This is a genomic window from Streptomyces sp. P5F9 (assembly GCF_057961495.1).
The window spans coordinates 1-6,209 of record NZ_JBXVPZ010000528.1 but is presented as its reverse complement, the minus strand read 5'-3'; the positions used below and the strand labels follow the sequence as shown (position 1 = coordinate 6,209).

Annotated in this window: 6 protein-coding genes; all 6 read left to right on the top strand. The window is 70.6% G+C overall.

The genetic code is table 11. The features are described 5' to 3' along the window. Positions 1-1,053, top strand: a 1,053-nt coding sequence (locus AC31A1_RS44590) for an amidohydrolase family protein (RefSeq protein WP_489658790.1), incomplete at its 5' end; no start/stop codon positions are given. Positions 1,054-1,171: 118 nt separating this feature from the next. Further along, positions 1,172-1,942 (top strand): ABC transporter ATP-binding protein, encoded by a 771-nt coding sequence (locus AC31A1_RS44585; RefSeq protein ID WP_489658789.1) that lies wholly within the window; start codon positions 1,172-1,174, stop codon positions 1,940-1,942. Continuing rightward, positions 1,939-2,826 (top strand): ABC transporter permease, encoded by an 888-nt coding sequence (locus AC31A1_RS44580; protein ID WP_489658788.1) that lies wholly within the window; start codon positions 1,939-1,941, stop codon positions 2,824-2,826. The genes AC31A1_RS44585 and AC31A1_RS44580 overlap by 4 nt, the downstream gene beginning before the upstream one ends. 50 nt (positions 2,827-2,876) lie before the next feature. Beyond that, complete coding sequence (locus AC31A1_RS44575) at positions 2,877-4,049, top strand: hypothetical protein (protein ID WP_489658787.1); 1,173 nt, start codon at positions 2,877-2,879, stop codon at positions 4,047-4,049. Beyond that, positions 4,049-5,425 (top strand): FAD-binding oxidoreductase, encoded by a 1,377-nt coding sequence (locus AC31A1_RS44570; protein ID WP_489658786.1) that lies wholly within the window; start codon positions 4,049-4,051, stop codon positions 5,423-5,425. The genes AC31A1_RS44575 and AC31A1_RS44570 overlap by 1 nt, the downstream gene beginning before the upstream one ends. Further along, positions 5,422-6,207, top strand: a complete 786-nt coding sequence (locus AC31A1_RS44565) for a creatininase family protein (RefSeq protein ID WP_489658785.1) — start codon at positions 5,422-5,424, stop codon at positions 6,205-6,207. The genes AC31A1_RS44570 and AC31A1_RS44565 overlap by 4 nt, the downstream gene beginning before the upstream one ends. The last annotated feature ends 2 nt before the right edge of the window (positions 6,208-6,209 follow it).

Below are 6,209 nucleotides of genomic sequence, written 5' to 3'. Positions count from 1 at the left end.
CCCCACGCCCACCTGGACAAGGCCTTGACCTGGGACCTGGCGGGCACACTGCCGGGAGATCTGGCTTCCGCCATCACCGCCTGGCACGCGTACGCCGCGCGGGTCACCGAGGAGGACGTGTTCCAGCGCGCCAGTCGGACGGTCGACGAGTTGTGCGCGAACGGCGTGACGGCGGTCAGGACCCACGTGGATCTTCTGCGGGACGACGACGGCGGCTACGGCGGCGGTGATCCGCTGCGCGGACTGCGCGCCCTGCTCCGGCTGCGTGGACAGCTCCGCGGGCGGGTACGGCTCCAGATCGCCGTCCTGCACGTGGATGCCCCGGACGAGCTGCTGCACGAGGCGCTCGACCTCGGCGCGGATCTGCTGGGCGACTGCCCTCATCTGTCCGCCGACCCTGCCGCATCCGTGGAGCGCACCCTACGCATCGCCGCCGAGCACCACGTCGGTGTGGACCTGCACGCGGATGAGAGCCTCGACCCGGGCGCGGGGGATCTGCGTCTGCTCGTCCGTGCCGTGCGGGAACGCGGCTTCGTCTCCGGCGTCACCGCGAGCCACTGCGTCAGCCTGGGCGCGGTGGAGCCGGACGAGGCGGCCCGCACGGCCAAGGAGGTCGCGGCCGCCGGGATCGGAGTGGTCACTCTCCCGCTGACGAACCTCTACCTACAGGGCCGCGGCCGTCCTTCGTCCACCCCGCGCGGCCTCACCGCCCTGCGCTCGCTGCTGGACGCGGGCGTGCCGGTCGCGGCCGGGGGTGACAACGTCCGGGACCCCTTCAACCCCGTGGGCCGGGCGGATCCGCTGGAGACTGCGTCCCTGCTGGTCACGGCCGGTCATCTCGCGCCGGACGAGGCGCTGCACGCGGTCACCGGGGGAGCGCGGGCGGTCCTCGGGCTGCCCCGGGCGGGACCGTACGAGGGTGCTGTCGCCGATCTCCTGGCGGTGCGCGCGCAGACCGTGTCGGAGGCTCTCGGCGCGTCCTGTCCCGAGCGGCTCGTCTTCGCCGGCGGGCGGCTGGTCAGCCGTACGTCGGTGGTCCGCGAAGTCTTCTGAGGATCTCTGAAGTCGGTCACCGGCAGGCCTCGGCGAACAGATACGGCCACGACATTGGCCGGAAACAATCAATGTTCATGCTATCAACATTCCTGACTGTGGCATGAAGGGAGCGGAAATGCCGACCATCGCCGAACCCACGCTCGACGCGAAGCTCGAAGCGACGCTGCGATTCGAGAACGTCGACAAGCACTTCGCCAACGGGACCACCGCCCTGACCGGACTCGAACTCTCCGTCGCACCAGGCGAGTTCGTCGCCGTCGTCGGCCCCTCGGGCTGCGGCAAGTCCACCCTGCTCCGCCTCGCCTCCGGCCTGGACGCCGCCACCGGCGGCACGGTCCACGCCCCTTCCGACTCGGTCGGCTACGTCTTCCAGGACCCGACCCTGCTGCCGTGGCGCACCGTCCTCGCCAACGCGGAACTCCCCGCCGAACTCGCCGGGACCCCGAAGACCGAACGGCGGGAACGGGCGCTGGACGCCCTGCGGCTGGTTGGTCTGCAGGGCTTCGAGAAGCAGTTGCCGGGGCAGTTGTCCGGCGGCATGCGGATGCGGGTGTCTCTGGCCCGCGCTCTCATGACCCGCCCGTCGCTGTTCCTGCTCGACGAACCGTTCGGAGCCCTCGACGAGATGACCCGTCTGCGCATGCAGGAGGAACTCCAGCGCATCTACGCGGAGACCGGCTTCGCCGCCGTGTTCATCACCCACTCCGTGACCGAGGCCGTCTTCCTGGCCGGCCGGGTCGTCGTGATGTCGGCGCGCCCCGGCCGGATCACCGCCTCCTTCGAGGTGCCCTTCCCCCATCCCCGTCCGGCCGAGCTGCGCTACGACCCCGAGTTCGGCCGCATCGCCGGCGAAGTCTCGGCGGCGCTGCGAGGAGGTTCCCAGTGAGTTCCCACGCCACCGTCACGGTTGCCGCGCAGACCGAAGACGTCGCACCGGCCACGGATTCCGCGCAGGCCACGCCCCCGGCCCGCGCACGCCGACGCAGGGTCCGGACCGCCGCGCTGCTGGCGCCGCTCGGCTCGCTCGGCGCGGCCATCGGCGCCTGGTATGCCGTCAGCTATCTGCTGCTCAGCCCCGACCGGCGCTTCCTCGTCCCGCCCCCGCAGCAGGTCCTCACCGTGTCGTTCCTCGACTGGACCCATCTGCAGCCGATGCTCCAGGCGCTGCGGCTCACCGCCCAGGTCGCGCTCGTCGGCTTGCTCATCGCCTCCGCGCTGGGCGTGACGGCGGCAGTGCTGATGAGCAGGGCCCGCTGGCTGGAACGCTCCCTGTACCCGTACGCGGTCATCCTCCAGACCGTGCCCATCCTCGCGATCGTGCCGCTGATCGGGCTCTGGTTCGGATTCGGCTTCACCAGCCGGGTGGTCGTCTGCGTACTGATCGCCCTCTTCCCGATGATCGCCAACACGCTGTTCGGCATCCAGTCGGTGGACCGCACTCACCACGACCTGTTCACCCTCCAGCGGGCGAGCCGCTGGGCCCGGCTGCGCAAGCTCGAACTCCCCGCCGCCCTCCCCTCCGTCTTCACCGGCCTGCGCACCTCCTCGGGCCTCTCCGTGATCGGCGCGATCGTCGGCGACATGTTCTTCAAGCAGGGCGAGCCCGGCATCGGCACCCTGCTCGACGTCTACCGCTCCCGGCTCCAGTCCGAGGACCTGTTCGCCGCGATCATCCTCGCCTCGCTCTTCGGCGTCGCGGTCTTCGCCGTCTTCACCCTCGTCGCCAGGCTCGCCGTCGGCTCCTGGCACGCCTCGGCCGACCGGCCGTAACCCACTCCCGCCTTTCCCTCATCTCCCCCCGCCCCTCAGGGAGTTCAGCCATGCCCTCTTCCTCCAGAAGCGCCGCCATCGCGGGCGTTTCCTCCGCAGTCATGCTGATATCGGTCACCGCCTGCGGCGGTGGCTCCACCGCCTCGGCCGGTTCCGCCGACAAGCTCCCGGCGGCCCCCGCCGCCCAGCGACTGGCCGGCGTCTGTCCCAAGACGGTCGTCGTCCAGGCAGACTGGGAGCCCGAGGCCGAACACGGCCCCCTCTACCACCTGGTCGGACCCGGATACACCGTCGACTCCGACAAGAAGCGCGTCACCGGACCGCTTGTCGTCGACGGCAAGGACACCGGCGTCGACATCCAGATCCGGGCCGGCGGCTCCGCCATCGGCTATCAGACCGTCCCCTCGCAGATGTACGTCGACAAGAGCATCACCCTCGGCACGGTCACCACCGACGTGGCGATCACGGCGTCCGCCAAACAGCCGGTCACAGCTGTCACGGCGCTGATGAAGAAGAGCCCGCAGGTCCTGATGTGGGACCCCGCCACCCACCCCGACTGGAAGACGATCGCGGACATCGGCAGGTCGAACGCGAAGGTCGTCTACGTGAACGGCAGCACCTACGCCGCGCTGCTGGTCGACAAGGGCCTCATCAAGAAGAGCCAACTGGACGGGAGTTACGACGGCGCACCCGCCCGCTTCGTGTCCAACCCGGGCATCGCCCAACAGGGCTTCGCCACCGCCGAGCCGTACGTCTACCAGCACGAGGTGTCGGCCTGGAAGAAGCCGATCAAGTACCAGCTGCTCGCGGACGTCGGCTACAACGTCTACCCGGAGGCCCTCTCCGTGCGCAGCGGCGAGCTGAAGTCGCTCAGCCCCTGCCTGAAGAAGCTCGTCCCCGTCCTGCAGCAGTCGGCCGTCGACTTCGCGGCACAGCCGTCGGCGACGGTCAAGCTCATCAGCGACCTGGTGCAGCAGTACAACACCGGCTGGGTCTACACCGAGGGCACCGGCACCTTCGCCGCGAAGCAGCTGGTCAAGCTCGGCATCCTCGGCAACGAGGCCGACGGCAGCATCGGCGGCTTCGACGAGAAGCGTGTCGCCTCCGTCCTGAAGACCTTCACCCCGCTCGTCCAGCAGAGCGGCGCCAAGCCAAGGCCAGGGCTGACTGCCCAGGACCTGGCGACCGACGAGTTCATCGACCCCTCGATCGGAATGAAGTGATGACGACCGGAAACCTGACCGCACTCAGCGAACTCGTCGACGAGGGACGGGCTCCGGGCACGGCGGAACGCCGGCCCACGCCCGGGATCGAGGAGTTCTGCGCCGAGGTCACCGAACTCCTCGGCGCCGACGGGGTGATCCGCGACCCGGCCGTACGGGAGAAGGCCTCCTGCGACTGGGCGCACATGTCGCCCATCCTGTCCGCGAAACTCCCCGCCGGCCACGCCGAAGCCGTCCTGCGCCCCACCTCGCACGAGCAGGTCCCGGGCGTCCTCGCCCTGGCCCACCGGCACCGCATCCCCGTCACCCCGCGCGGCAAGGGCACCGGCAACTACGGCCAGGCGATCCCGCTGCACGACGGCGCCGTCCTCGATCTCAACGGCTGCGGGCGCGTCCTCGACGCCGGCGACGGCTGGATCCGCGCCGAGGCCGGGGCACGGATGGCCGACCTGGAGGCTCACGCCCGCACCCTCGGCCAGGAGTTGTGGATGTTCCCGTCCACCTTCGGCACCACCCTCGGCGGCTTCCTGTGCGGCGGCAACGGCGGCACCGGGTCCCTCGTACACAAGACCAACAGCGACGGTTTCGTCCAGGAGCTGACGGTCGTGCCCTGCACGGCGGACGCCGAGCCCTTCACCGTCCGCGAGTCGGACACGCTGCCGTACATCCACGCCTACGGCACCACCGGCGTCATCGCCACCGCGACCGTACGCCTCCAACGGGCCCGCACCTGGACGGGGCTGTTCGCGGCCTTCACCGACTGGGCGTCCGCCACCGCCACGCTGTCCGCGCTCGTACGGCTGGAACCCGCACCGCGCCTGGCCTCGCTGGACGAGCCCGGCCTCGTCGAGGTCTACCCGTCGGACCCCGCCCTTGACCCCACGGCCCTGAGCCTGCGCGCGATCATCGAGGAGGAGGCCGTCGACCAGGCACGGGCGATCGTCCAGGCACACGGCGGCAGCATCCTCGACATCCGGCCCGCACCGGACGGCCCCGCCCTGATCAGCTCGATGTCCTTCAACCACCCCACCTACCACCTGATGAAGGCCGAGGACGGCTGGTTCCACCTGGAGATCGGCGGCGACCTCCTGCTCGGCGACACCACCGAGATCAGGAAGGTATTCCCGGACACCCTGCTCCACCTAGAAGGCATGCGCTCGGGCACGGTCGGCATGCTCATGGCCCGCTACCAGGACGAGCAGACCGTGCACGACGGCACCGCCGTCCTGGAGGCCCTGGGCGTCCGAGTGCACAGCCCGCACAACTGGTACGTCGACCGCCGCCTGGACCTGGTACGCGAAGCGGCCCGCACCGCCGACCCGCTCGGCCTACTCAACCCCGGCAAGATTCCCGCCACTTCCGAGGAGTCACCATGACCTTCAGCCGGTTCATCGACCTCAGCGGCCCGCACATCGAGCGGCTCGGCGAGGACACCGTCGCCGTGCTGCCCGTCGGCGCGATCGAGCAGCACGGGCCCCATCTGCCCGTCGCCACCGACTACTACATGGCCGAGGCGGTCGCCGAGGGCGCCGCCCGGCTCGCGGGGGAGACCTGCGACATCACGCTGCTGCCGGGGCTCGCCTACACCAAGTCCGACGAACACGCCTGGTCCGCGGGCACGTTGTGGCTCAGCGCCCGCACGCTGCTGTCCGTCCTGGACGACCTCGGCCGCTCGCTGGCCGCCGGTCCCATACGCCGGCTCGCCTTCCTCAACGCGCACGGCGGCAACAGCGCCCTGCTCGGTGTCGCCCTGCGCGAACTGCGCACCCGCCACGGTCTGCGTACCTTCCTGCTGCACGCCTCCCTCCCCGCCGACCAGGGCGGCGTGTCCCCTGCCACGGAGTACGGCATGGGCGTGCACGGAGGGCTCAAGGAGACCTCCGCCATGCTGCACCTCCGCCCGGACCTGGTGGACATGACCCAGGCGCGCCGCAGCGTCCCCGAACACCTCACCTCGTATGAGCACATCGGCTTCGGCAAGCCGGTGTCCTTCGGCTGGACCAGCGACGACTTCGCCACGGGTAACGGCCTCATCGGCGATCCCACCGGGGCGACGCCGGAACTCGGCAGCAAACTCGTCGACACCGCGATCGCCGCGGGCGCCGCCGCCCTGCGCGAATGCGCCCGCTTCCGGCCCGACCGCCCCGCCACCCCCTGACC

What these genes read in the sequence shown, in the direction of transcription:
- AC31A1_RS44585 (WP_489658789.1), top strand. Translation starts at nt 1,172, where the DNA reads ATGCCGACCATCGCCGAACCCACGCTCGACGCGAAGCTCGAAGCGACG.
- AC31A1_RS44575 (WP_489658787.1), top strand. Translation starts at nt 2,877, where the DNA reads ATGCCCTCTTCCTCCAGAAGCGCCGCCATCGCGGGCGTTTCCTCCGCA.
- AC31A1_RS44570 (WP_489658786.1), top strand. Translation starts at nt 4,049, where the DNA reads ATGACGACCGGAAACCTGACCGCACTCAGCGAACTCGTCGACGAGGGA.
- AC31A1_RS44565 (WP_489658785.1), top strand. Translation starts at nt 5,422, where the DNA reads ATGACCTTCAGCCGGTTCATCGACCTCAGCGGCCCGCACATCGAGCGG.